General features: G+C 38.5%; 22 protein-coding genes. 16 read left to right on the forward strand and 6 right to left on the reverse strand.

The genetic code is table 11. The features are described from left to right. Window positions 1–54 precede the first annotated feature (54 nt). Together NSQ74_RS13640 and NSQ74_RS13645 are read left to right on the forward strand one after the other, a co-directional pair. Window positions 55–576, forward strand: coding sequence for a GNAT family N-acetyltransferase (locus tag NSQ74_RS13640; RefSeq protein WP_340824004.1), 522 nt, complete (start codon window positions 55–57; stop codon window positions 574–576). Between the two features lie 50 nt (window positions 577–626). Continuing rightward, window positions 627–968: a cupin domain-containing protein gene (locus NSQ74_RS13645; protein ID WP_340824006.1), complete on the forward strand. Its 342-nt coding sequence runs from the start codon at window positions 627–629 to the stop codon at window positions 966–968. Window positions 969–1,006: 38 nt separating this feature from the next. On the opposite strand, the gene NSQ74_RS13650 is transcribed toward NSQ74_RS13645, so the two are convergent. Next, window positions 1,007–1,474: a GNAT family N-acetyltransferase gene (locus tag NSQ74_RS13650; protein WP_445669076.1), complete on the reverse strand. Its 468-nt coding sequence runs from the start codon at window positions 1,472–1,474 to the stop codon at window positions 1,007–1,009. Window positions 1,475–1,566: 92 nt separating this feature from the next. Between NSQ74_RS13650 and NSQ74_RS13655 the strand changes: the two genes are divergently transcribed. Together NSQ74_RS13655 and NSQ74_RS13660 are read left to right on the forward strand one after the other, a co-directional pair. Continuing rightward, entirely contained in the window at window positions 1,567–1,995 is a 429-nt protein-coding gene (locus NSQ74_RS13655; RefSeq protein WP_340824008.1) for an NUDIX hydrolase, read from the forward strand. 61 nt (window positions 1,996–2,056) lie between these two features. Next, on the forward strand, window positions 2,057–2,842 hold the full coding sequence (locus NSQ74_RS13660) for an alpha/beta fold hydrolase (protein WP_340824009.1): 786 nt from the start codon (window positions 2,057–2,059) through the stop codon (window positions 2,840–2,842). A gap of 107 nt (window positions 2,843–2,949) precedes the next feature. Here NSQ74_RS13660 and NSQ74_RS13665 read toward each other — a convergent pair whose 3' ends face one another. From NSQ74_RS13665 to mscL, 3 genes are all read right to left on the reverse strand, one after another. Beyond that, entirely contained in the window at window positions 2,950–4,110 is a 1,161-nt protein-coding gene (locus NSQ74_RS13665; RefSeq protein WP_340824010.1) for an aminotransferase class I/II-fold pyridoxal phosphate-dependent enzyme, read from the reverse strand. A 3-nt stretch (window positions 4,111–4,113) separates the two neighbouring features. Beyond that, the gene (locus NSQ74_RS13670) at window positions 4,114–5,229 is read right to left on the reverse strand and encodes a methionine biosynthesis PLP-dependent protein (RefSeq protein ID WP_340824011.1); all 1,116 of its coding nucleotides are present in this window, start codon (window positions 5,227–5,229) and stop codon (window positions 4,114–4,116) included. Window positions 5,230–5,509: 280 nt separating this feature from the next. Further along, window positions 5,510–5,899, reverse strand: a complete 390-nt coding sequence (gene mscL, locus NSQ74_RS13675) for a large conductance mechanosensitive channel protein MscL (RefSeq protein ID WP_340824012.1) — start codon at window positions 5,897–5,899, stop codon at window positions 5,510–5,512. A 160-nt stretch (window positions 5,900–6,059) separates the two neighbouring features. On the opposite strand from mscL, the gene NSQ74_RS13680 reads away from it, so the two are divergent. Beyond that, window positions 6,060–6,755 (forward strand): lytic transglycosylase domain-containing protein, encoded by a 696-nt coding sequence (locus tag NSQ74_RS13680; RefSeq protein WP_340824013.1) that lies wholly within the window; start codon window positions 6,060–6,062, stop codon window positions 6,753–6,755. A gap of 40 nt (window positions 6,756–6,795) precedes the next feature. Here the strand turns inward: NSQ74_RS13680 and NSQ74_RS13685 are convergent, their stop codons facing one another. Both NSQ74_RS13685 and NSQ74_RS13690 read right to left on the reverse strand, forming a co-directional pair. Then, on the reverse strand, window positions 6,796–7,053 hold the full coding sequence (locus NSQ74_RS13685) for a GlsB/YeaQ/YmgE family stress response membrane protein (RefSeq protein ID WP_340824015.1): 258 nt from the start codon (window positions 7,051–7,053) through the stop codon (window positions 6,796–6,798). Window positions 7,054–7,171: 118 nt separating this feature from the next. Continuing rightward, window positions 7,172–7,717, reverse strand: coding sequence for a cysteine hydrolase family protein (locus tag NSQ74_RS13690; protein WP_340824017.1), 546 nt, complete (start codon window positions 7,715–7,717; stop codon window positions 7,172–7,174). A 495-nt stretch (window positions 7,718–8,212) separates the two neighbouring features. On the opposite strand from NSQ74_RS13690, the gene NSQ74_RS13695 reads away from it, so the two are divergent. From NSQ74_RS13695 to rbsK, 11 genes are all read left to right on the forward strand, one after another. After that, window positions 8,213–9,388 (forward strand): amino acid deaminase/aldolase, encoded by a 1,176-nt coding sequence (locus NSQ74_RS13695; RefSeq protein WP_340824018.1) that lies wholly within the window; start codon window positions 8,213–8,215, stop codon window positions 9,386–9,388. Further along, entirely contained in the window at window positions 9,376–10,698 is a 1,323-nt protein-coding gene (locus NSQ74_RS13700; RefSeq protein ID WP_340824020.1) for a D-arabinono-1,4-lactone oxidase, read from the forward strand. The genes NSQ74_RS13695 and NSQ74_RS13700 overlap by 13 nt, the downstream gene beginning before the upstream one ends. Window positions 10,699–11,078: 380 nt before the next feature. Beyond that, window positions 11,079–12,749: a dihydroxy-acid dehydratase gene (ilvD, locus tag NSQ74_RS13705; protein ID WP_340824021.1), complete on the forward strand. Its 1,671-nt coding sequence runs from the start codon at window positions 11,079–11,081 to the stop codon at window positions 12,747–12,749. Between the two features lie 512 nt (window positions 12,750–13,261). Further along, on the forward strand, window positions 13,262–15,025 hold the full coding sequence (gene ilvB, locus NSQ74_RS13710; protein ID WP_340824022.1) for a biosynthetic-type acetolactate synthase large subunit: 1,764 nt from the start codon (window positions 13,262–13,264) through the stop codon (window positions 15,023–15,025). Further along, a complete protein-coding gene (gene ilvN, locus NSQ74_RS13715; protein ID WP_173478925.1) occupies window positions 15,022–15,537 on the forward strand; it encodes an acetolactate synthase small subunit in 516 nt (171 codons plus the stop codon). The genes ilvB and ilvN overlap by 4 nt, the downstream gene beginning before the upstream one ends. 96 nt (window positions 15,538–15,633) lie before the next feature. Next, a complete protein-coding gene (ilvC, locus tag NSQ74_RS13720; RefSeq protein WP_340824023.1) occupies window positions 15,634–16,668 on the forward strand; it encodes a ketol-acid reductoisomerase in 1,035 nt (344 codons plus the stop codon). Further along, entirely contained in the window at window positions 16,655–18,196 is a 1,542-nt protein-coding gene (locus NSQ74_RS13725; protein ID WP_340824025.1) for a 2-isopropylmalate synthase, read from the forward strand. The genes ilvC and NSQ74_RS13725 overlap by 14 nt, the downstream gene beginning before the upstream one ends. Window positions 18,197–18,285: 89 nt before the next feature. After that, window positions 18,286–19,386 carry a 3-isopropylmalate dehydrogenase gene (leuB, locus tag NSQ74_RS13730; RefSeq protein WP_340824026.1) on the forward strand — a complete coding sequence of 367 codons (1,101 nt, stop codon included), beginning with the start codon at window positions 18,286–18,288 and terminating at the stop codon, window positions 19,384–19,386. A 16-nt stretch (window positions 19,387–19,402) separates the two neighbouring features. Continuing rightward, window positions 19,403–20,812 (forward strand): 3-isopropylmalate dehydratase large subunit, encoded by a 1,410-nt coding sequence (leuC, locus tag NSQ74_RS13735; RefSeq protein ID WP_340824027.1) that lies wholly within the window; start codon window positions 19,403–19,405, stop codon window positions 20,810–20,812. Between the two features lie 31 nt (window positions 20,813–20,843). Beyond that, complete coding sequence (leuD, locus tag NSQ74_RS13740) at window positions 20,844–21,434, forward strand: 3-isopropylmalate dehydratase small subunit (RefSeq protein WP_340824028.1); 591 nt, start codon at window positions 20,844–20,846, stop codon at window positions 21,432–21,434. A 348-nt stretch (window positions 21,435–21,782) separates the two neighbouring features. Continuing rightward, the gene (gene rbsK, locus NSQ74_RS13745) at window positions 21,783–22,664 is read left to right on the forward strand and encodes a ribokinase (RefSeq protein ID WP_340826463.1); all 882 of its coding nucleotides are present in this window, start codon (window positions 21,783–21,785) and stop codon (window positions 22,662–22,664) included. The last annotated feature ends 136 nt before the right edge of the window (window positions 22,665–22,800 follow it).

The raw sequence follows: 22,800 nt of genomic DNA on the forward strand, positions 1-22,800 counted from the left end.
TCTAAGTAATTGATTTATAGTAAAATATAAGAAATAAGGAATTTAGAAGGAGAAATGGAAATGGACAATCAAATGAACATTCGTGTTGCACGTCTTGCTGATGCAAAAAAAATGCTTGAAATCCAACAAGAAGTTTTAGCGGAAGAACTATTTTTAATAACGACAACTGAAGAATATCAGCAAACGATCGAAGGACAACAAGCATGGATACAGTCGAAATTAGCAAATGACCATGAAACAATTTTAATTGCAGAACACAATGATGAAGTCGTTGGCTGGCTAGTATTTCAGTCGCCAAATCGAAAACGTTTAGCCCATACTTGTAGTTTTGGCATGATGGTTCGAAAAGATTATCGAGGGCAAGGAATTGGTAAACGTTTAATAGGGGAATTACTGACATGGGCGGTTGCCAATCCAGTAATTGAAAAAGTTTGCTTAGGTGTATTTTCAACAAATATAGGCGCCATTGCTCTTTATCGAAAAATGGGCTTTATAGAAGAAGGTAGAAAGATTAAGGAAATTAAAGTAAGGGATAATGAGTATGTTGATGATGTGTTAATGTACAAAATGGTTTAAATTCATAAGAGAAATTTTATAAAACGTTTGAATAGGGAGAGGGATTTTCTATGAAAATTTATCAGTTCTCAAAGGATAGTGGCAATGCAATTAACAATTACAACTCACTTTATTCATTTTATACTAAAATAATGAAAACAGTAGAGCCAACAAATATTGGTTTTATATACATAGAAGCGGGTGGTGTAGTTGGATTACATGAAGCACCAGTACCACAGCTATTCATTGTTATTCAGGGAGAAGGATGGGTCTGTGGAAAAGACAGGGAGAAATTACTTGTAAAACAAGGGGAGGGAATTCTTTGGCAAGAGGGAGAAGCACATGAGTCAGGAAGTGACAATGGGTTAACAGCCCTCGTTATTCAATCTACGCAAATTGATTTGCTTGAATAAAACGAGCAAATAACGGGGTGCAAGTGACTCCGTTATTTTTATGCTAACACAAGCGCCAACCGTAACGTTTTTAAAATATGCCCATCAAATAAATCATCGAATTCTTCAACATATTGGAAGTTTTTTGCCTTGTAGAATTGACTTCCAATTGTATTGTCCTTCTCAACACATACAGTTAGTGAAGTTATCCCGCGTAATTTTTGAATCCCACTTTCTAATAGCGCTGAGCCGATGCCTTTGTTTTGGACATCTGGAAGTAAATAAATAGCGAATAGCTCTGCTTGTCCATCGTCATTAACAGTTGAAAAATTAGCAAAGCCAACAAGTGATTCATCTAACTCGGCAACTAAAAATGGGCTCGTTTGAAGACGAGTTATTAAACGTTCTTCGCTATAGGCAGCTTCCAGAAAACGACTCTGAATATGCATCGGAATGATTCCTTCATATGTTACACCCCAACTTGTTTTGGCAATTTCTTGTACAAAAGGGATGTCTTCTTCTTTCATTTGTCGTATAATGAGTGTCAACACTTATCACCTACAATTTCAATAATTTCTATATATTGTAACATTTAATTCAACAGAAGGGGGATGAATGAATGCAAGTTTTGGAAAAAGCATTTGGGTATATTACAAGGGAATGCGAGGGGCGAATCCAAGTGCTTGTATTTGAACAAAATACAGCTGGAGCTGGTATCCAAATTCCAAAGGGGACAGTTGAAGAAGGAGAAACACCTCTTGAAGCAGTAATACGAGAGATGGCGGAGGAAACAGGTTTAACAAATTTAGAAGTAAAAGGCTTAATCGCACATGATTATGCCGAACATTATTCAGGAGCCTTACAAAAACGTTATTTTTACCATTTAATATCAAATGATCCACGTCCGACGTGGCAACACAATCCGACAGGTGTAAACGAAGGTAACTTACAATTTACATTTTATTGGATTGAAGATAAAGATGCCGTTGTATTAGCAAAAGGACATGGCGATTATTTATATCGGATTTTTGGACCCTTCGTTAGATGAAGGGATTTTTATTATAAAGACAAAGGAGTTACTAGTTGAAGATGAAAAGGAGGAAGGAATTTTGACGCTTTATTATGAAGAACATGGAGACAAAAATGCACCACTTATCGTGTTTTTACATGGGGGAGGTGTCAGTGGCTGGATGTGGGAAAAACAAATAATATATTTTGCCCAACATTATCATTGTATAGTTCCTGATTTACCTGGACATGGAAAAAATAGTGAAGATACATATTTTTCAATAAAACAAGCTGCGCAGAAAATAATTGATCTTATAGAACAGGTTTCTAATAATCGAAAAATAACGATTATCGGTTTTTCATTAGGGGCACAAATTATTGTGCAATTGCTATGTATGAGACCCAATTTAATTGATATGGCTGTCATAAATAGCGCTTTAGTGAGGCCGATGCCTGCTTTAAAAAAATGGATTGCCCCTACAATAAAACTCACTTCTCCACTTATTTCAAATCGAACATTTTCAAAAATTCAAGCTAAAACACTTTATATCCCTAAAGAAAAGTTTGCGCAATATTATGAAGAAAGCTGTCGCATATCACAACGAATGCTAACAACTGTACTTACGGAAAATTTATCATTCTCAATCCCAGAAAACTTTAAACATGTAAAAACTTCAATGCTTGTGCTCATTGGGAATAAAGAAAAATCAATCATGAAAAAATCTGCAAATGACTTGGTGAAAAGTAATGCTAATTGTAAAGGAATGGTAGTAGCCGATATTGGACATGGTATTTCATTAGCGAATCCAGCTCTTTTTAATGAAATAATAGACAATTGGCTTAGTGCCAGTCACCCAAACAATTCTGAATTTTCTTCAGGCTGTTAAATTTTGAATAACAACGTAAAAACCCACTTAACTCCCGCGGATTACATGTTGGCCGCAGGAAAGCGAAGTGGGTTTGAAGTGCCAGTCACTCAAACAATTCTGACATTTTAAGCTTTTGCAGCAATTTCTAATGCTTGGGCAAAGTCAGCAATTAGATCATCAACATGCTCCAGGCCTACTGAAAATCGTAATAGGCCATCTGTAATACCACGTTTTGAACGTTCTTCAGGCTCCATCGCAGCATGGCTCATTTTAGCTGGGTAGGAAAGAATGGATTCCACACCACCAAGAGATACAGCAAAAACAGGGATTTTCATAGCTTCCACTAATGCTTTTGCAGCAGCATAGTGAGGTAGGCGGAAGGACAATACAGCTCCTGGACTTGTACATTGGCTTTGATGAATTTCGTAACCAGGATGTGATGCAAGACCTGGATAGTATACTTGTTCAACGAGTGGGTTATCATCTAAAAACTGCGCAATCTTTTGTGCTGATGCCGCAGAACGACTAAAGCGCACATCCGTTGTTTTCATATTTTGCAGTAATGTGAAGCAATCCTGTACACCTAAAATATTCCCAAAAGAATTTTGGATAAAATAAAGGTCGTTTCCTAGTTGCTCATCGGCTGTAATTGTTAGTCCTGCAATAATATCAGAGTGACCAGATAAAAATTTCGTTGCACTATGAATTACTACATCTACACCTAAGTCAAGAGGACGTTGATGCAAAGGTGTCATAAACGTATTATCTAAAAACGTTAAACATTGATGTTGTTTAGCTATCGCAACTACGCCGCGAATATCTGTAATCCCTAATGTTGGATTTGATGGTGTCTCCATATAAAGAAGCTTTGTCGCAGGCGTAATGGCTGCTTCAATTGCCGCTAAATCTGAAAAATCAACGAATGTATGAGAGATACCAAAACGAGGTAATACTTTCGAAACAAAGCGATATGTGCCACCATAAACGTCTTCAGTAATCACGATGTGATCACCTTGAGATAATAGCATTAATGCTGCGGAAACAGCTGCAATTCCTGAAGAGAAGGCGTGCGCTCGAACGCCACCTTCAAGCTCTGCAACGGCTTTCTCTAATGCATCACGTGTTGGGTTACCAGAACGTGCATAGTCATACTCGCCGAACTCATCGATGCTCTCTTGATGAAATGTTGAAGATACATACATAGGAACGTTTACTGCCCCTTTTTTATTTTCATAGCCATCACGCACACCTGCGTGGATAAGGGCTGTTTCAATATGTTGCTTCATTTTTTATGCCTCTTTTCTCAGCGTATCAAACACTTGTTTTAAATCTGCAATTAAATCTTCAGCTTCTTCAATGCCGACAGAGAAGCGTAGTAAACGATCGCATACACCGCGTTCTACACGTTCTTCGTAAGGCATATCGGCATGTGTTTGTGTGGCAGGATATGTGATAAAGCTCTCAACGCCACCAAGGCTTTCTGCAAAAATAATTAACTTTAAGTTTCGGAGGAATGGGTCAATCCATTCAGGCTTTTGAAGTCGGAATGACAGCATACCACCTTTGCCTGTATAAAGTACGTCTGTCACAAGTTCTTCTTCTTCTAAAAAAGCAGCTATTGCCTTCGCATTTGCATCATGTTGTTTTAAGCGAAGATGCAATGTTTTTAATCCACGAATCAATAACCAAGAATCCATCGCACCTAATACCATTCCACTACCATTATGAATATAGCCAATACGTTCTGACAGCTCAACGCCTTTTGAGACAACTAGACCAGCTAAAACATCATTATGGCCACCAATATACTTTGTCGCAGAATGTAACACAATATCGGCACCTAATTCGATTGGTCGTTGGAAATATGGCGTGTAAAATGTATTATCAACGATTAACAATGCACCGTGTTTATGTGCAAGCTCAGCATACACTTTGAGATCAAATTCCTGCATAAGTGGATTTGTTGGTGTTTCGATAAAGAGGGCACGCGTATTTTCATTAATTAAAGCCTCTACTTGCTCAACAGACTCAAATTTTGAATAGATCGGTTTAATATTGTATGTTTCATTAAAAAAGTTAAAAAGTCGATATGTACCACCATACAAATCATCCGGTACGATTAATTCATCACCAGGCTTAAACAGAGACATAACAAGTTGAATCGCAGCCATACCTGAACTACAGGCAAAGCCAGCGTCGCCACCTTCTAAATCAGCAATTCCTGCCTCTAAAATGGCACGTGTTGGATTTTTTGTACGTGCATAGTCAAAACCTGTAGATTCACCAATACCTGCATGTTTATAAGCAGTCGATAAATGAATTGGAGGGCTGACAGCGCCAGTACTCGGGTCACTTAAATTTCCTAGCTGTACAAGTTTTGTTTCAATAGTTCTATTGTTTGTCATATCGTCACTCTTTTCTTCATCAATAATATAGAAAGAGCCCAATTAGGACTCTATTTCTTAATAGAATAATTTGATTAGTATCTTCAATATTCTCTATAATTGTTACCAATTTAACATGTATAGTACAGAAGGACAAGATGATTTCAGAAAATTACATAGATTATTGAAATTAAATCATGTAGGAATAGTAGGGGATTAATTGCCGAGGATGGAACTGTAAGCACATACAAAAAGGCTATAGAGTATTCGAATTTAACGAATTGCTCTATAGCCTTGTTTATTAAGCTTGTTGTTTTTTTAATAAATCGCGAATTTCTTTTAAAAGTTCCTCTTTTGCATCGAGCTCTGGTGTAGGCTCCTCTACAACCGTTTCCTCTTTTTTTCTAGTAAATTTAGTCATCAGACGCAAAGCTAAAAAAATGGCAAAAGCAATAATTAAAAAGTCAACGATGGACTGTAAAAATACGCCAAGCTTGACTTGGGCTGTACCTGAACCAAATATAAAGCTTTCTGTTAAATCAATGCCACCCGTTAAAACACCAACTAATGGCATAATAATATTTTCTACTAAAGATGTAACAATTTTACCGAAAGCACCACCAATTACAACTGCAATCGCTAAATCAATGATGTTACCTTTCATAGCAAATTCCTTAAAGTCTTTCCACATAAAAAAAATCCTCCTACTAATATCCATTAAAACAATCGAATTGTATTTTACTATATTTGCCTCATTATAACAAAGTAAAAATAAAAATAGAAAAAATCTACAACATAAAACGGTAAATTTGGTAATATGGAAGTAGACAAAGAATGATTAGGTGTGACATATGGCGAAAAAAAAACAAAAGAAACCACTGCTATCACCAACTGTAAAGATGGGGATGATAGCTTTATTAATCCCTGTAGCGATTACTGTGTATGTACTCGCCTTTTTTGCGTGGCGGGAACTTCAAACATTTCCTATCTTTGAAAAACTTGCGCAACAAAAGGCAATTGAAGAAATACAGCAAAATTTTGATATGAACATTCCAGAGCAATTTATTCCCGTATATATTGCGGCTGAAGAAAAATATGGAGTGCCTTGGACATTGTTAGCAGCCCATCATCGCATTGAAACGCGATTTTCCTCCATGAAATCTCTTGTATCACCGGCTGGTGCTGTAGGTCATATGCAATTTATGCCCTGCACATTTGTAGGCTGGAAGCATCCAACCTGCTCTGGACTGGGCAAGGGCAATATTTCAAAAGCAGAACTAATGGATCCAGCTATTATAAAAAAATATGGTGGCTATGGAGTCGATGCAAATGGTGATGGCATCGCCGATCCATATGATATTGAAGATGCAGTGTTTAGTGCAGCAAATTATTTATCAAAGTATGGTGCTGCTAAAGGTGATGTAAAACGGGCAGTTTTTAATTATAATCATAGCGAGGAATACGTTAGCAATGTGTTACATTACTATAATTTGTATAATGATTACCATGATGAATTAAAAACAGCAGTTCTTATGAATTCAAAATAACGAAAAGAGCCATTCTTATGAATGGCTCTTTTGTACATAATTAGGCTGCTTTACGCATACCCTTTAAAATAAGACTTACAATGAAGATAAGTACGATTGCACCGATTAATGCTGGGAATACATAAAAATCACTGACTCTCCAACCCCAATTTCCTAAAACCATACTACCTATCCAAGAACCGACAATCCCGGCAATAATGTTACCAATAATGCCTCCAGGAACGTCTTTTCCTAAAATGACTCCAGCTAACCAACCTAAAATTCCTCCGATAATTAAAAACCAAATGAAACTAATCAAAATTATCCATCTCCTTAAAGTTAAGATATAATGGCATTTCTATAATGGCATTACTTAGTTATATCCTTTTTGGAGATAATTAAACCTAAACAGCTTCTTTTTTTATGATTTCATTATATTATTTCACAACGTTTGCACCTAATGTATGTTCAAAATGACGTAAAGCCCAATGATGACCAGCTGCGTCAAAGCTAGCTACAGCATTTGCATAAATAACTGTAGAAATGCCCAAATTATAAGCATCTACAGCAGTATGCAAAATGCAAATATCTGTGCAAACACCCACTAAATGAATTTCCTCTATGCCACGTTCTTTTAGTAAAATGGCTAAATTTGTTCCTGCAAACGCACTATAGCGTGTTTTATCAAGCCACATTACTTTTTCTTTATGCAAGTCATAAACTTTACCAACATGTCCGTATAGATTGCGCCCAAGCGTGTCCCGAATATTATGAGGAGGAAAAAGCTTTGTTTCGGGATGAAACGAATCGTTTTCTTCATGTAAGTCATTAGCAAAGACCACTAAATTTTTCTCAGCAATAAATTGCTCTATTAATGTGGCAATGGGCGTATCTAGTAATTGTCCGGGTTCTCCACAAGATAGTTTGCCGTCCGCCGCTACAAAATCATTTGTGTAATCAATGACAAGTAATGCTTTTTTCAAAATTTTCTCCACTCCTTTAGGCATGATTTCACTCTTTATCATGCCATATTTGGTTTTGGTTGTCAGAAAAATAGTCATATTTTAATATTAAGAATAGTTTGAAAATTGAAGAATGTGAGCGTATAATGTGAAAAAAGGAGAGGTGATAGTTTATGAATATGTCTGTTATGAAACGTTTAGATCGCCAAGGATTCTTAATCGCTGCGTTACATTTAGTAGTGGTGTTAAATTTAGCTGCGGAGTTTTTATTTGCTTCGTAATTAAAAATACAATAGAAAGGTGAGTACAATGCTTGACCTATACTAAAACAACCGTGAAGGCAATTTCGTCGTAGTCCACGGTTGTTTTTTGTTGTCTCTATATATTGTAAAGCTAGAATGCAAGACCAATGACATGCTCGGTTGGTATTGTAAGGAGGAAGTAGACAAGCATTTTATTTTAAAAGGTGAATTTTTCTATCTATTGTCAAATATATAAAGCATATGGGGGGATTTGATGACTACAAGATTTCAGCAAGCATTCAATGGGCTAGAGCGACCTTTTGCATGGCTTGACCTTGACGCACTAGATGAAAATATTAAAAAAGTTCAACAAGCATGCGGGCAAAAAAAAATCCGCGTTGCCACAAAATCAATCCGTTCGGTAGAGGTGCTGCATTATGTACAGCAAAACCTTTCAAACGTAGTAGGCTTCATGACTTTTACTGCAGCAGAAACATTATTTTTACTTGAACAACATTTTGATGATGTTCTTCTTGGCTATCCAATTATGGAAGAAATAGCAGTTCGACAGCTGTTACAGTTTGTGAAAGAAGGAAGAACGATCACATTTATGGTTGATAGACTTGAACATGTAGCATTTTTAGAGAAAATAGGGTCGGAGCTTGATATTAAAGTATCTATTTGTATTGATATCAATTTATCGACAGATTTTAAAGTGCTCTATTTTGGAACGAAGCGATCCTCTCTCCATTCGTTGGAGTCGATAACACCATTCTTATTATATATAAAAGAGCAATCGCACATAGAAGTTGTAGGTGTCATGGGCTATGAAGCGCAAATAGCGGGTGTCGGTAATCGTCCTGCAAATGCTATAAAAGGTAGATTAATAGATTTAATGCAAACACAAGCAAAAAAGCAAGTTACGCAGTTTCGTAGATTAGCAGTTGCGCATATTAAAGCATATTTTCCAAAATTACGCTTTGTCAATGGTGGTGGGACTGGAAGTATGACGTATACGGCTGAGCAGAAAGAAGTGACGGAAATCACAGTTGGCTCAGCATTTTATGCACCAGCACTTTTTGATCAGTTTTCCCATTTGCAACTTGCCAAAGCAGCAGGTTTTGCACTCCGTGTTACGCGAAAACCGGCAAATTATTTTGTTGTTTGTCATGGTGGGGGCTACCCAGCATCTGGAGCGATGGCAGTTGATCGATATCCAGCATTTTATGAGCCTGCTTATTTTTCATTTCTCGGTTTAGAAGGGGCAGGAGAGGTGCAGACACCTATTAAAGTGAAAGGTAAAACTATCGCAATTGGTGACACCATTTATTTTCGTCATGCAAAAGCCGGGGAGCTATGCGAAAGATTTCAAGCACTACATGGAATAAGGGGAGACCAATACGTAGGTAGCTTTGCAACATATAGGGGGGATGGCCAATGTTTTCTATAGAAAAGTGGAAAAGTGGAGAAAAATGGACGAATTGGGCAGGTAATATTATTTCTTATCCAAGTGAGATGTATTTGCCTCGTTCTATAGAAGAAGTCGTAAACGTAGTGAAGCATGCGCGTGATACAAAGAAAACGATTCGTGTCACAGGTGCAGCTCATTCTTTTAGTGCTGTTGCAATGCCAGAGCATATTGCACTTTCATTACATAATATGCGAGGGCTCATCTCGATTGATGCGGAAAAACAAGAGGCGACATTATGGGCAGGAACATATTTATATGAAATTGGTCCACAGCTCGCAAAACACGGTTTTGGTCTTATTAATATGGGCGATATTCAAGAACAAACAATTGCTGGTGCAGTATCCACAGGTACACATGGGACAGGTGTGACGTTAGGTTCGCTATCGTCGGCAGTGACACGCTGGTGTTTTGTCGATGGGAATGGAACATATCACGAACATGATAGAGATGCTGATGAATTATCCGAGACACTGCATGTCTCACTCGGCATGCTTGGTGTACTTGTAAAGGTAACAATTAAAGTGTTACCGCTATATAGCTTACATTATATTGGGTCTAGGGATACATTATCAAATGGGCTTGCGACGTTCGCCAAAGATATACGACAGCATCGTCATGTGGAGTGGTTTTACTTCCCAGGCAGTGAGACGATTCAAATTAAACGGATGAATGCAATGGCTCCTGTCTATCAAAGTCAATGGAGTAAGGTCGTAGAAAATATAAAACTTCAAATAGTAGAAAATGGTGCGTTTTTTGCCATTTCGGAATTATGTAAGTGGAAGCCAACCTTAAGTAGTGCGATGAGCAAATTAGCTGCGGCAAATGTGGTGGAGGCTGAGAAGATAGGTATAAGCTATGAAATTTTTCCCTCTCCTCGCAGTGTAAAATTCCAAGAAAGCGAGTACGCGATAGCTTTACCGCAATTTGAAGCATGTATGGAAGAAATTCATGCAACGTTTAAAAAAGGGCATTTGAACGTGCATTTTCCACTGGAATGCCGAACAACAGCTGGCGAATCCGGTTATTTAAGTCCAACGCAGGGACAGGAATCAGCGTTTATTGCATTTCATATGTATAAAGGAATGTCAGAGGAGCCTTATTTTAAATGGATCCATACGCTAATGCAAAAATATCAGGGACGGCCACATTGGGGAAAACAAAGTCATTTAACAGCTTCACATGTCCATGCATTGTATCCAAATATAGATAAATTTTTAGCAGTTCGTGCACAATATGATCCTGATAAAGTATTTCTCACACATTACCTAGAACAATTATTCATATTATAAAATTTCGAATTAATCGTAAATTTACTCGTCAAAAGGGATGGAAAACAATAAGTACTTTTACAATTAATTCATACTGAATATTGTTTATTATAAAAAAATTAAAATTTGAACGAAATGTCAAAATATTTATCAATTCGAGATAAAAGTGATGCTTAATCAGCATGTAAACGATTTCATATTTAGCAGAGTATTTGAATTTTTTAAACAATTCAAAAAACACTGTTGACTTAGTATAGTTATTCGTACTATGATAACAACAATTTAATACGTTCGTTACAACAATTAGCTGCCAACAAAGGCAATATGCTAAGGCAAAAACAAAATAGACAGAACATTTTGTATATATCAACGAACATAGCAATAAATGAGGGGCGTTTAATATGAGAAGTGACATGATTAAAGTAGGCGTAGATCGTGCGCCACATCGAAGTCTTTTATATGCAACAGGCAAAGTAAAAGCAAAAGATTTAGGGAAACCATTTATTGGGGTTTGTAACTCTTATATTGACATTATTCCAGGTCATGTTCATTTACGTACATTTGCTGATGTAGTGAAAGAAGCAATAATTGAAGCGGGTGGTATTCCATTCGAATTTAATACAATCGGTGTTGATGATGGTATTGCAATGGGGCATATTGGTATGCGTTACTCCTTACCTAGCCGTGAAATTATAGCAGATTCAGCAGAAACAGTTATTAATGCACACTGGTTTGATGGAGTATTTTACATTCCAAACTGTGACAAAATCACACCAGGGATGTTAATGGCAGCGGTCCGTACAAACGTACCATCGATTTTTGTATCTGGTGGCCCAATGGAGGCGGGAACATCTGCTACAGGAAAACAGCTTTCTTTAACTTCAGTTTTTGAAGGTGTAGGGGCTCATAAATCAGGCAACATGTCAGCTGAAGAGCTGTTAGATATCGAAAATAATGCATGTCCAACATGTGGATCATGTTCAGGGATGTTCACAGCGAACTCTATGAACTGTTTAATGGAAATGCTAGGTGTAGCACTTCCAGGCAACGGAACAATCGTTGCTACTTCTGAGGAACGACATAAACTTATTAAGGAAGCCGCTAAACAACTAGTGCGAATGGTTAAAGAAGACGTTAAGCCGCGTGACATTATTACAAAAGAAGCAATTGACGATGCATTTGCACTAGATATGGCAATGGGTGGTTCCACTAATACGGTTCTACATACATTAGCAATTGCCAATGAAGCTGAAATTGACTATAACATTGAAGATATTAATAAAGTTGCAGAGCGAGTACCGTATTTGGCGAAAATTATGCCAGCTTCAGATGTTTCTATGGATGATATTAATAAAGCAGGTGGTGTAAGTGCCATCATCAATGAATTAACATCTATTCCAGGTGCTATTCATCCAAATCGTCCTACTGTTGCAGGTGTAACAATGGGTGAACTAGTAAAAGATTATGAGATTACGAATGATCAAGTCATTCGTACAAAAGACAATCCTTATAGTCCAGTCGGTGGTTTATCGGTGTTATTTGGCAATATTGCACCAGATGGCTCAGTTATTAAAGTTGGTGCTGTAGATCCTTCTATTAAAGTGTTTACAGGGGAAGCTATTGTCTTCGAATCACAAGAGGCAGCACAAGAAAATATTGATAACGGTAATGTTAAGGAAGGCCATGTAGTCGTCATTCGTTATGAAGGACCAAAAGGTGGCCCAGGGATGCCTGAAATGTTAGCACCAACATCAGCGATTCAAGGTCGTGGTCTTGGTACCAAAGTGGCGTTAATTACTGATGGTCGATTTTCAGGTGCATCTCGCGGTATTTCAATAGGGCATATTTCGCCGGAAGCAGCAGAAGGTGGTCCAATCGCTTTAGTTGAAAATGGTGACATTATTACAATTGATTTACCGAATCGTACAATCAATTTAGAAGTATCCGATGAAGTATTAGCAGAACGTCGTGCTAAACTGCCGATTTTTGAACCGAAAATCAAACGTGGCTGGTTAGCAAGGTATTCAAAATTAGTGACAAGTGCATCAACTGGTGGCGTTATGAAGATTTAGTACTAAAAAATAAATAAGTTAAAACGTTGATGAGGTTAAAGGTTCTAGAGCCTTGTATCTACCAGAGAGCCGGTCGTGCTGGAAGCCGGCGATACAACTAGATCCGACATCCCCTCGGAGTGAACTATTAAACGCGTGATCGCCATTAGATAGTTCCGGGCATAATCGAAGTGCTCGTTATTAATGAATAAATGATTTATGACACCGTATTGGATGTAAGTTTACTTACATTGGTGCATAAATGCTTTCATTTATTCGCGAGGTAGCAATTTTTATTGCTATAAACAAGGGTGGTACCATGAAAAGTCTTTTTCATCCCTACGCAAGGTAGTTATTTGCGTTCGGAGAAAAGGGCTTTTTATTTTTTTTCAAAAAGAACAGTATATTCTATTTTATGTTTTCCAGCATAAATTGCTTAACCTTTTCGACGTTAAATCATTAAAGTGTTCATTAACTAGAACAGGTAGTCGTATGCTGTTGTGAATCGAAAGACAAGAAGGAGGCATATTTTGATGAGTACGAATGTTTCAATTAATGAAAAAGAACAATTGGCGACAGAAGAAGTAGCGCAAACTTTTCAAGCGAAAGACGGTGCAGACGTTTTAGTCCAAGCGCTACATGATCAAGATGTAGAGATAATTTTTGGTTATCCAGGTGGGGCAGTACTTCAAATATACGATGCAATGTACAAAAACCCAATTCGTCATATTTTAACACGTCACGAGCAAGGTGCCATTCACGCAGCTGAAGGCTATGCACGTGTATCGAATAAACCAGGAGTTGTTATCGCAACAAGTGGTCCAGGTGCAACGAATCTAGTAACAGGTATTGCGGATGCGATGATTGATTCAATTCCACTAGTTGTTTTCACTGGTCAAGTAGCAACATCTGTTATTGGAACAGATGCATTCCAAGAGGCAGATATTATGGGCATTACAACACCGATTACAAAGCATAACTATCAAGTGCAGGATGTGAATGATATTCCACGCATTGTGAAAGAAGCTTTCCATATTGCCAACACAGGCCGTAAAGGACCAGTTGTTGTGGATTTCCCAAAAAACGTCTCTCAAATGCTGTTTGATGTAGATAATCCACCAAAAGAACCAGAAGAAATCTATTTACCAGGATATCAGCCAACTTATAAGCCGAACTATTTACAAATTCAAAAGGCTATTCAAGCAATTTCATTAGCTAAAAATCCAGTAATTTTAGCAGGAGCTGGTGTACTATTTGCAGATGCACGTGAAGAATTAACGACATTCGCTGAAAAGTATCGAATTCCAGTGGCCAATACATTATTAGGTCTCGGCTCCATCCATGGTGACCATGAATTATTCATTGGTATGGCAGGGATGCATGGGACGGTAACAGCGAATATTGCGATTACGAAATCAGATTTACTTTTAAATATCGGTGCTCGCTTTGATGATCGCTTAACAGGGAATTTAGCAACGTTTGCACCGAATGCGACAATTGTCCATATCGATATCGATCCAGCTGAAATCGGTAAAAACGTACCAACCGATATCCCAATCGTTGCGGATGCGAAAGAGGCGCTAAAATCTTTATTGAAAAAAGACTTTGATGGTCCAGATACTGCACAATGGCTAGAGTTTTTAAATAATCACGCAAATGAATATCCGCTTTGGTATACAAAAGAAGCTGGTGACTCGGAAGTTTTACCGCAGGAAGCACTAGAGCTTGTGCATAAAATTACTGAAGGAGATGCCATTGTTACGACGGATGTAGGGCAGCATCAAATGTGGGCTGCGCAATATTACCGCTTAAACAATGATCATGGATGGGTAACGTCTGGTGGACTTGGTACGATGGGCTTCGGCTTCCCGGCCGCAATTGGAGCCCAGTTTGCGAAGCCAGACAAAAAAGTTGTTTCCATTGTAGGCGATGCAGGATTCCAAATGACTGCACAAGAGCTTTCATTATTACAAGAATTCAACTTACCAGTAAAAATTGTGATTTTAAATAACAGCTGTTTAGGAATGGTACGCCAATGGCAACAAACATTTTATGAAGAGCGTTATTCATCTTCACTTATGCCGATCCAGCCAGACTTTGTTAAATTAGCGGATGCATACGGCATTAAAGGCTATCGAATTGACACAATTGACGAAGCGGAAAGTATTTTCCGTGAGGCACTTCTTAATGACGAGCCAGCGTTAATCGATTGCCGCGTAAAACAGCTTGAATGTGTATACCCAATGGTTGCACCAGGTAAAGGGTTACATGAAATGATTGGGGTGAAAAAGAATTGAAACGAGTAATTACCGTAACAGTGATTAATCAAAGTGGTGTACTAAACCGTGTAACAGGTTTACTTATGAAGCGTCAATTCAATATCGAATCGATCACAGTTGGTCATACAGAACAGCCAAACTTCTCTAAAATGACTTTTGTTGTAAATGTAGAAGATGAGCGGAAAATTGAACAACTTGTGAAGCAACTATCGAAGCAAATTGATGTGTTAAAAGTCAATGACATTACAGATAAATCTATCGTGCTTCGTGAGCTAGCGCTTGTGAAGGTTATTTCACCACCAAATTTACGTCTGGAAATGAACTCAATTGTTGAACCGTTCCGCCCACAAATTATTGATACAGCGAAAAACGTTGTGACATATCAAGTGGTAGGACATCCAGAAAAAATTGATGCCTTTATTGAGCTTATTCGCCCATATGGTATTAAAGAATTAACACGTACGGGTGCTACAGCGTCTGTTCGTGAAACACAAAAAATCATGAATACACAGCTCTCTATTTTAAAATAGTTTGCATATAAAATTGAAACTTGTGATTTGCAATACTGAATAAGTAGTAATAATCGCAAGCAAAAAAATAAACCCACTATTAGGAGGAAACAAACAATGGCTACTATGTACTATGAACAAAACATCAACGAGGACGTATTAAAAGGGAAAAAAATCGCAATTATCGGTTACGGCTCACAAGGTCATGCACATGCATTAAACCTTAAAGAATCAGGTTTCGATGTAGTAGTAGGTGTTCGTCCAGGCGGATCTTTCGACGCAGCAAAAGCGGATGGCTTAGATGTAAAAACAGTTGCTGAAGCAGCTCAGCAAGCAGATGTAATTCAAATCTTACTTCCAGATGAGCGTCAAAAAGCAGTTTATGAAGCTGAAATTGCTCCATATTTAGAAGCTGGTAAAGCTCTTATGTTCGCTCATGGTTTCAATATTCACTTCGGTCAAATTACACCACCTGCAGATGTTGACGTATTTTTAGTAGCACCAAAAGGTCCAGGGCATCTAGTTCGTCGTCAATTCCAACAAGGTGCAGGTGTACCAGGTTTATTCGCAATCCATCAAGATGCAACTGGTCAAGCAAAAGATTTAGCTCTTGCTTACGGTAAAGGTATTGGTGCAGCACGCGGTGGTTTACTTGAAACATCATTCAAAGAGGAAACAGAAACAGACCTATTCGGTGAGCAAGCAGTACTTTGCGGTGGGGCAACTCAATTAGTAAAAGCAGGATTCGAAACATTAGTAGAGGCTGGCTACCAACCAGAACTTGCTTACTTCGAAACATTACACGAATTAAAATTAATCGTGGACTTAATGTTTGAAGGTGGTATGGCAACAATGCGTTACTCAGTATCAGATACTGCTGAGTGGGGTGATTATGTTGCAGGTCCACGTATCATTGACGAATCTGTTAAAGGTCGTATGAAGGAAGTATTAACAGATATCCAAGATGGCACATTTGCTCGTCGTTGGATTCAAGAAAATGAAAATGGTCGTCCAGACTATACGAAGTTCAAAGAAGCTGGTGCGAACCACCAAATTGAAGAAGTTGGTGCAAAATTACGTGCAATGATGCCATTCATTAATGAAGGTAAGGAAAAAGTTGTGAGAGAAGTGGCTACAAGTGCGAAAAATTGATATTTTCGATACAACACTTCGCGATGGCGAACAATCTGCAGGTATTAACTTAAATACAGCAGAGAAAATTGAAATTGCTAAGCAACTTGAACGACTAGGTGTAACGATTATTGAAGCAGGTTTTCCTGCTTCATCTCCTGGTGATTTTGATGCGGTCAACCGAATTGCCGGTACTGTGAAAAATTCAATCGTTACAGGGCTAGCTCGTTGCGTCCAAAAAGATATAGATACAACATGGGAAGCTATTAAAGTAGCAGAACAACCACATATTCATATATTTTTAGCAACATCTCCAATTCATATGGAATACAAGCTGAAAAAATCACCAGAGCAAGTAGTAGAGCAAGCAATTGAAGCTGTGAAGTATGCGAAAAAATACTTCCCTCTTGTGCAATGGTCTGCAGAGGATGCTTTCCGATCGGATCGCGAATTTTTAGTCCGTATTATGAATGATGTTATTGCTGCTGGTGCAACGACGATTAACGTGCCTGATACAGTTGGCTATGCTTCTCCACAAGAATATGGGGCATTATTTAAATTTTTACTAGAAAATGTGAAAGGTGCTGAAAAAGTTAAATTCTCAGCACATTGTCATGATGACTTAGGGATGGCGACGGCGAACACAATCGCAGCTATCGAAAATGGTGCTTCACAAATAGAAGGAACAATTAACGGTATCGGAGAGCGTGCAGGGAATGTTGCACTAGAAGAAATCGCTGTGGCTCTTCATATCCGTAAAGATATGTACCCTGTGGAAACAGGTATTAATCTACAAGAAATTAAGCGTACATCTCAATTAGTAAGTAAACTAACGAATGTCGTTATTCAGCCGAACAAAGCAATCGTTGGTAAAAATGCATTTGCCCATGAGTCTGGTATTCATCAAGACGGCGTGCTAAAAAATCCTGAAACTTACGAAATTATTTCACCTGCATTAATTGGCGAAGGTGAAGTGCCACTTGTCCTTGGAAAACATTCTGGACGTGCTGCCTTCCGAGATCGTGCAGTAACAATGGGTTTCACACTGTCAGACGAAAAGCTAAACAAAGCTTTTGTTGAATTTAAACAGCTTGCAGATCGTAAAAAGGAAATTACGGAAGAAGACTTGCTAACACTTCTTACGGAGCAACAAGTACAAATTGAAGATGTGCCATTATTTGAACTGAAAATGGTACAGGTACAATATGGTACAGAAAATATTCCGACAGCCACTGCAACTGTTGTGACGCCAGAAGGCCATGTGAAAAATGTAGTGGCAACGGGCTCAGGCTCAGTAGAAGCTATTTTTAATACATTAGAACAGCTTGTGCCAGGTAACATCAATGTTATAGATTACCGTGTGAAGTCTGTCGGCAAAGGGCGCGATGCACTTGGTGAAGCTGTCATTAATATTCGATACGATGGTGTATCAACAACGGGACGAAACTCATCTCAAGATGTATTAGAAGCATCTGCGAAAGCTTATTTAAATGCGATTAATCGACATTTAATCCAAGTAAGTCTTCGAGCTCAAGGTCAACTAGTTTAATTTGATTTGGCTCTCACCTGCCTGAAATAGGTGAGAGTCTTTCCTAAAACAGCGTAACCATACTCTATAAAAAGAAAGGTGTTTTATAAATGGAGAAAAAAATTACAGTACTTCCTGGCGACGGAATTGGGCCAGAAGTGGTTGCGTCAGCTATACGTGTATTACAAGTAATCGGCAAACGATTTAACCATACATTCCATTTAGGTTATGGAACGATTGGTGGCGCTGCCATCGATCAACACAATAATCCACTACCTGATGAAACAATTGAAATGTGTGAGGGCAGCGATGCCATTTTATTAGGAGCAGTAGGGGGTCCAAAATGGGACAATAACCCTCCAGAACTACGTCCAGAAAAAGGATTGTTACGTATTCGCAAGCACTTTGACTTATTCGCAAATTTACGTCCAGTAAAGGCGTTCCCGAGTTTACTAGATGCTTCACCTTTAAAACGTGAAGTAGCCGAAAACGTCGATTTAATGATCGTACGTGAACTTACAGGCGGCGTATACTTCGGGGAACCACGTATGCGTACTGAAAATGGCGCAATTGATACTACAGTTTACTCAATAGCAGAAGTAGAGCGTATCGTTGAAAATGCCTTTGAATTAGCACGTTTACGTGGAGGCAAATTATGTTCTGTCGATAAAGCAAACGTACTTGAAACAAGTCGTTTATGGCGCGAAGTTGTAGAAGCGAAGAAAAAGGATTATCCAGATGTGCAAGTCGAGCACAACTTAGTAGATTCAGTAGCTATGAAATTAATTACAAATCCAGCTCACTATGATGTCGTTGTTACAGAAAATATGTTTGGTGATATTTTAAGTGATGAAGCATCGGTTATAACAGGATCTCTCGGTGTATTACCATCCGCATCCATCCGTGGTGATAATTTTGGTCTTTATGAACCAGTACACGGTTCAGCACCAGAGATTGCAGGGCAAGGTGTTGCCAATCCAGCAGCAACAATTCTGTCAGTCGCTATGATGTTACAATACTCATTCGGCTTAGCAGAAGAAGCAGCTGAAATTGAACGTGCTGTTAGTGCTGTGTTTGATGATGGTTACTTTACAGCTGACCTTTCACGCGATGGTGGGCGCACGTTATCTACAAATGAATGGACAGATAAAGTAATTAATGAAATTGATACAAGTTTTGTATCGGAAAGTATTATGACAACATATATTTAAGAAATAGGTGAAGACAATGGGAAAAAATATAATTGAAAAGATTTGGGATAAACATGTTGTTTATCAGGAAGAGGGCAAACCGGACCTGTTATATATTGATCTTCATTTAATTCATGAAGTAACTTCTCCGCAAGCATTTGAAGGTTTACGCATGAACGGACGTAAAGTGCGTCGTCCTGATTTAAGCTTTGCAACGATGGATCATAACGTTCCAACGAAAAATTTACCGACTATTAATGACCCAATTGCACGCAATCAAATCGAAACATTAGCGAAAAATGCTGCTGAATTTGGGATTGAACTTGCAGGTATGGGTCACCCTGATCAAGGAATTGTACACGTTATTGGACCAGAATTAGGTTTAACACAACCTGGTAAAACAATCGTATGTGGAGATTCTCATACTTCTACACATGGTGCATTCGGTGCCATTGCATTTGGTATCGGTACATCAGAAGTAGAGCACGTAATGTCCACACAAACGTTATGGCAAAACAAGCCTAAAACAATGGAAATCCGTGTTGAAGGCGAGCTTCCAGTTGGCGTTGCGGCAAAGGATATTATTTTGGCAATCATCTCGAAATTTGGCATTGGCGTTGGTACAGGGCATATTGTGGAATTCACTGGAGAGGCAATCCACAAACTGTCAATGGAAGAACGGATGACAATCTGTAATATGTCAATCGAAGCGGGAGCAAAGGCTGGTCTTGTATCACCAGATCAAATTACAGTAGATTATATTCGTGGCCGCAAATATGCACCACAAGGTGACAAATTTGAAGAAGCAACAGCTTATTGGTTAAGTTTAGCATCAGATGAGGATGCTACATATGATGAAGTGCGCATCATTAAGGCTGAGGAAATTGAGCCAATTATTACATGGGGTACGAATCCTTCGATGGGTTCTGGTGTATCGCAAAATGTTCCGACGCAGGCAGATTACAAAGATGAGTCTGACAAAGCCGCTCTTCGTAAAGCACTTGCTTATATGGGCTTAGAAGAGGGTCAGCCATTAACTTCAATCGATATCCAATACGTATTTATTGGCTCATGCACGAACTCACGCTTAAGCGATTTGCGTGCTGCGGCAAACGTTATTCAAGGCCGCAAAGTTCATGAAAACGTTACAGCAATCGTTGTTCCGGGCTCCCATACTACAAAAAAACAAGCAGAGGCTGAAGGTTTGGATAAAATTTTCATTGATGCTGGTTTTGAATGGCGCGAATCAGGTTGCTCGATGTGTTTGGCAATGAATGATGATGTTGTCCCAGCTGGTAAACGCTGTGCATCAACATCAAACCGTAATTTCGAAGGTCGTCAAGGTACAGGCGCGCGCACGCACTTAGTATCACCGCCGATGGCAGCAGCTGCAGCCATTGCAGGACATTTCGTTGATGTACGGGAATTCGTGAAGGAAACTGTGTAAAAGCTAAATTTACACGGAAGGGATGATTGAAATGGAACCAATTAATATTGTAAAAAGTGTTATTACACCACTTGATCGTAAAAATGTAGATACAGATCAAATTATTTCGAAAGAATTTTTAAAACGGATTGAGCGCACAGGCTTTGGTCAATATTTGTTTTATCACTGGCGCTATGATGCGCAAGGAAATGAAGTACAAGACTTTGTATTAAATAAACCTGAGTTTAAAGACTCTAAAATTCTAGTAGCACAAGATAATTTTGGTTGTGGCTCTTCTCGTGAGCATGCACCATGGGCCATTTTAGATTATGGCTTCAATGTAGTCATTGCACCATCGTTCGCAGATATTTTCCACAATAACTGCTTTAAAAATGGAATTTTACCAATCAAGCTAACAGAAGCAGAGTGCGATGAAATTTTAGAAAAAGGTTTAGCAAACCCTTACCATGTAGATGTAAATCTTGAAGCACAAACTGTAACGGGCGAAGATGGTAAAGTCTATACATTTAATATCGATTCCTATTATAAAGAAACATTATTAAATGGCTGGGATGAAATTGCCCTAACAATTAAGTACGAAGATCAAATTGCTGCATATGAAGCGCAGCGAGTAGCCTACTAATTAGCAAAAGTGGCTTAGAAAAAAGTGTTAGATTGACTGCGTTCAATCTAACACTTTTTTTGCTGTAAACGTTGTTGTTCGTTTGCCTCACAGGCGAAATAGGTGAATCGCCGATAAACCTGGTGGAATCGCCGATACATGGCGGGAAATCGCCGATAAACCTGGTGGAATCGCCGATACATGGCGGGAAATCGCCGATAAACCTGGTGGAATCGCCGATACATGGCGGGAAATCGCCAGTAAACCTAGTGAAATCGCCGATACATCGTAAGAATGAGAACAAGTAAGCCTTTGTCTTTCTATTGTTGACTCGGTAAAATGGTAAGGAAGATGGAAAGGATGATTCAGATGATAACAGTAATCGGTAGTTTAAATATGGATTTAGTAATACAAATGGCTAATTTTCCACAGCAAGGAGAAACAGTGCTTGGTGAAGCGTTTCGAACAAGTCCTGGTGGGAAAGGCGCTAATCAGGCTATTGCCGCTGCACGTCTAGGTAGTCAAGTAACAATGGTGGGATGCGTAGGCAATGATGACTTCGGTAATACATTGCGAACAGTTTTAGAGCAAGAGCATGTTAATACGAAAACACTTATATCAGCGTCAGTACCAACGGGAGTAGCTAATATTTTAGTTCATCATAATGATAATCGGATTATTGTAGTACCTGGGGCAAATTATACATTGGAACCGTCTCATTTAGATGCGGTTAAAGACGTGATAGAGCAGAGCCAAATAGTAATTTTACAGCTAGAAATTCCTAAAGAAACGACGGCATATGCATTGAAATTATGTAAGGATGCTAATGTACCAGTGCTATTAAACCCTGCACCAGCGGCGAATTTTGATATGCAGTGGATGAAGGATATAACATACATCACACCGAATGAAATAGAGTGTGCCCAAATATTTGGAGATGATTTCGACAGTATACTAGAAATATATCCGAATAAAATAATTATTACATTAGGAAGTGATGGCGCTCGTTATTTTGATGGAGAGTACCCTATTCATGTTCCTGGCTATATGACAAAAGCATTAGATACAACAGGAGCAGGCGACACATTTAATGGTGCACTTGCGTATGCATTAACAGAGGGGCAATCATTGGACGAAGCTGTTTATTTTGCAAATATAGCAGCCTCGCTTTCTGTCGAGAAATTAGGCGCACAAGGCGGTATGCCAACGCTTAACCAAGTGTATGTGCGAATGGCTGGTTATGACGAATAGAAAATATTGCGCTTCAAGATTAGCTTTAAGTTCATAATAGGTTAGCACGAAAATCTCATTTCATTTACCTAGTTGTGCAATAAATAAAGAAAATATAGAAAATCGAACTAAGAAGTAAATCCTATTTGTGACAACC

The organism is Lysinibacillus sp. FSL W8-0992, assembly GCF_038008685.1.
Classification (GTDB): domain Bacteria; phylum Bacillota; class Bacilli; order Bacillales_A; family Planococcaceae; genus Lysinibacillus.

What these genes read in the sequence shown, in the direction of transcription:
- NSQ74_RS13640 (WP_340824004.1), top strand. Translation starts at nt 55, where the DNA reads ATGGAAATGGACAATCAAATGAACATTCGTGTTGCACGTCTTGCTGAT.
- NSQ74_RS13645 (WP_340824006.1), top strand. Translation starts at nt 627, where the DNA reads ATGAAAATTTATCAGTTCTCAAAGGATAGTGGCAATGCAATTAACAAT.
- NSQ74_RS13650 (WP_445669076.1), bottom strand. Translation starts at nt 1,474, where the DNA reads ATGAAAGAAGAAGACATCCCTTTTGTACAAGAAATTGCCAAAACAAGT.
- NSQ74_RS13655 (WP_340824008.1), top strand. Translation starts at nt 1,567, where the DNA reads ATGCAAGTTTTGGAAAAAGCATTTGGGTATATTACAAGGGAATGCGAG.
- NSQ74_RS13665 (WP_340824010.1), bottom strand. Translation starts at nt 4,110, where the DNA reads ATGAAGCAACATATTGAAACAGCCCTTATCCACGCAGGTGTGCGTGAT.
- NSQ74_RS13670 (WP_340824011.1), bottom strand. Translation starts at nt 5,229, where the DNA reads ATGACAAACAATAGAACTATTGAAACAAAACTTGTACAGCTAGGAAAT.
- mscL (WP_340824012.1), bottom strand. Translation starts at nt 5,899, where the DNA reads ATGTGGAAAGACTTTAAGGAATTTGCTATGAAAGGTAACATCATTGAT.
- NSQ74_RS13680 (WP_340824013.1), top strand. Translation starts at nt 6,060, where the DNA reads ATGGCGAAAAAAAAACAAAAGAAACCACTGCTATCACCAACTGTAAAG.
- NSQ74_RS13695 (WP_340824018.1), top strand. Translation starts at nt 8,213, where the DNA reads ATGACTACAAGATTTCAGCAAGCATTCAATGGGCTAGAGCGACCTTTT.
- NSQ74_RS13700 (WP_340824020.1), top strand. Translation starts at nt 9,376, where the DNA reads ATGTTTTCTATAGAAAAGTGGAAAAGTGGAGAAAAATGGACGAATTGG.
- ilvD (WP_340824021.1), top strand. Translation starts at nt 11,079, where the DNA reads ATGAGAAGTGACATGATTAAAGTAGGCGTAGATCGTGCGCCACATCGA.
- ilvB (WP_340824022.1), top strand. Translation starts at nt 13,262, where the DNA reads ATGAGTACGAATGTTTCAATTAATGAAAAAGAACAATTGGCGACAGAA.
- ilvC (WP_340824023.1), top strand. Translation starts at nt 15,634, where the DNA reads ATGGCTACTATGTACTATGAACAAAACATCAACGAGGACGTATTAAAA.
- leuB (WP_340824026.1), top strand. Translation starts at nt 18,286, where the DNA reads ATGGAGAAAAAAATTACAGTACTTCCTGGCGACGGAATTGGGCCAGAA.
- leuC (WP_340824027.1), top strand. Translation starts at nt 19,403, where the DNA reads ATGGGAAAAAATATAATTGAAAAGATTTGGGATAAACATGTTGTTTAT.
- leuD (WP_340824028.1), top strand. Translation starts at nt 20,844, where the DNA reads ATGGAACCAATTAATATTGTAAAAAGTGTTATTACACCACTTGATCGT.
- rbsK (WP_340826463.1), top strand. Translation starts at nt 21,783, where the DNA reads ATGATAACAGTAATCGGTAGTTTAAATATGGATTTAGTAATACAAATG.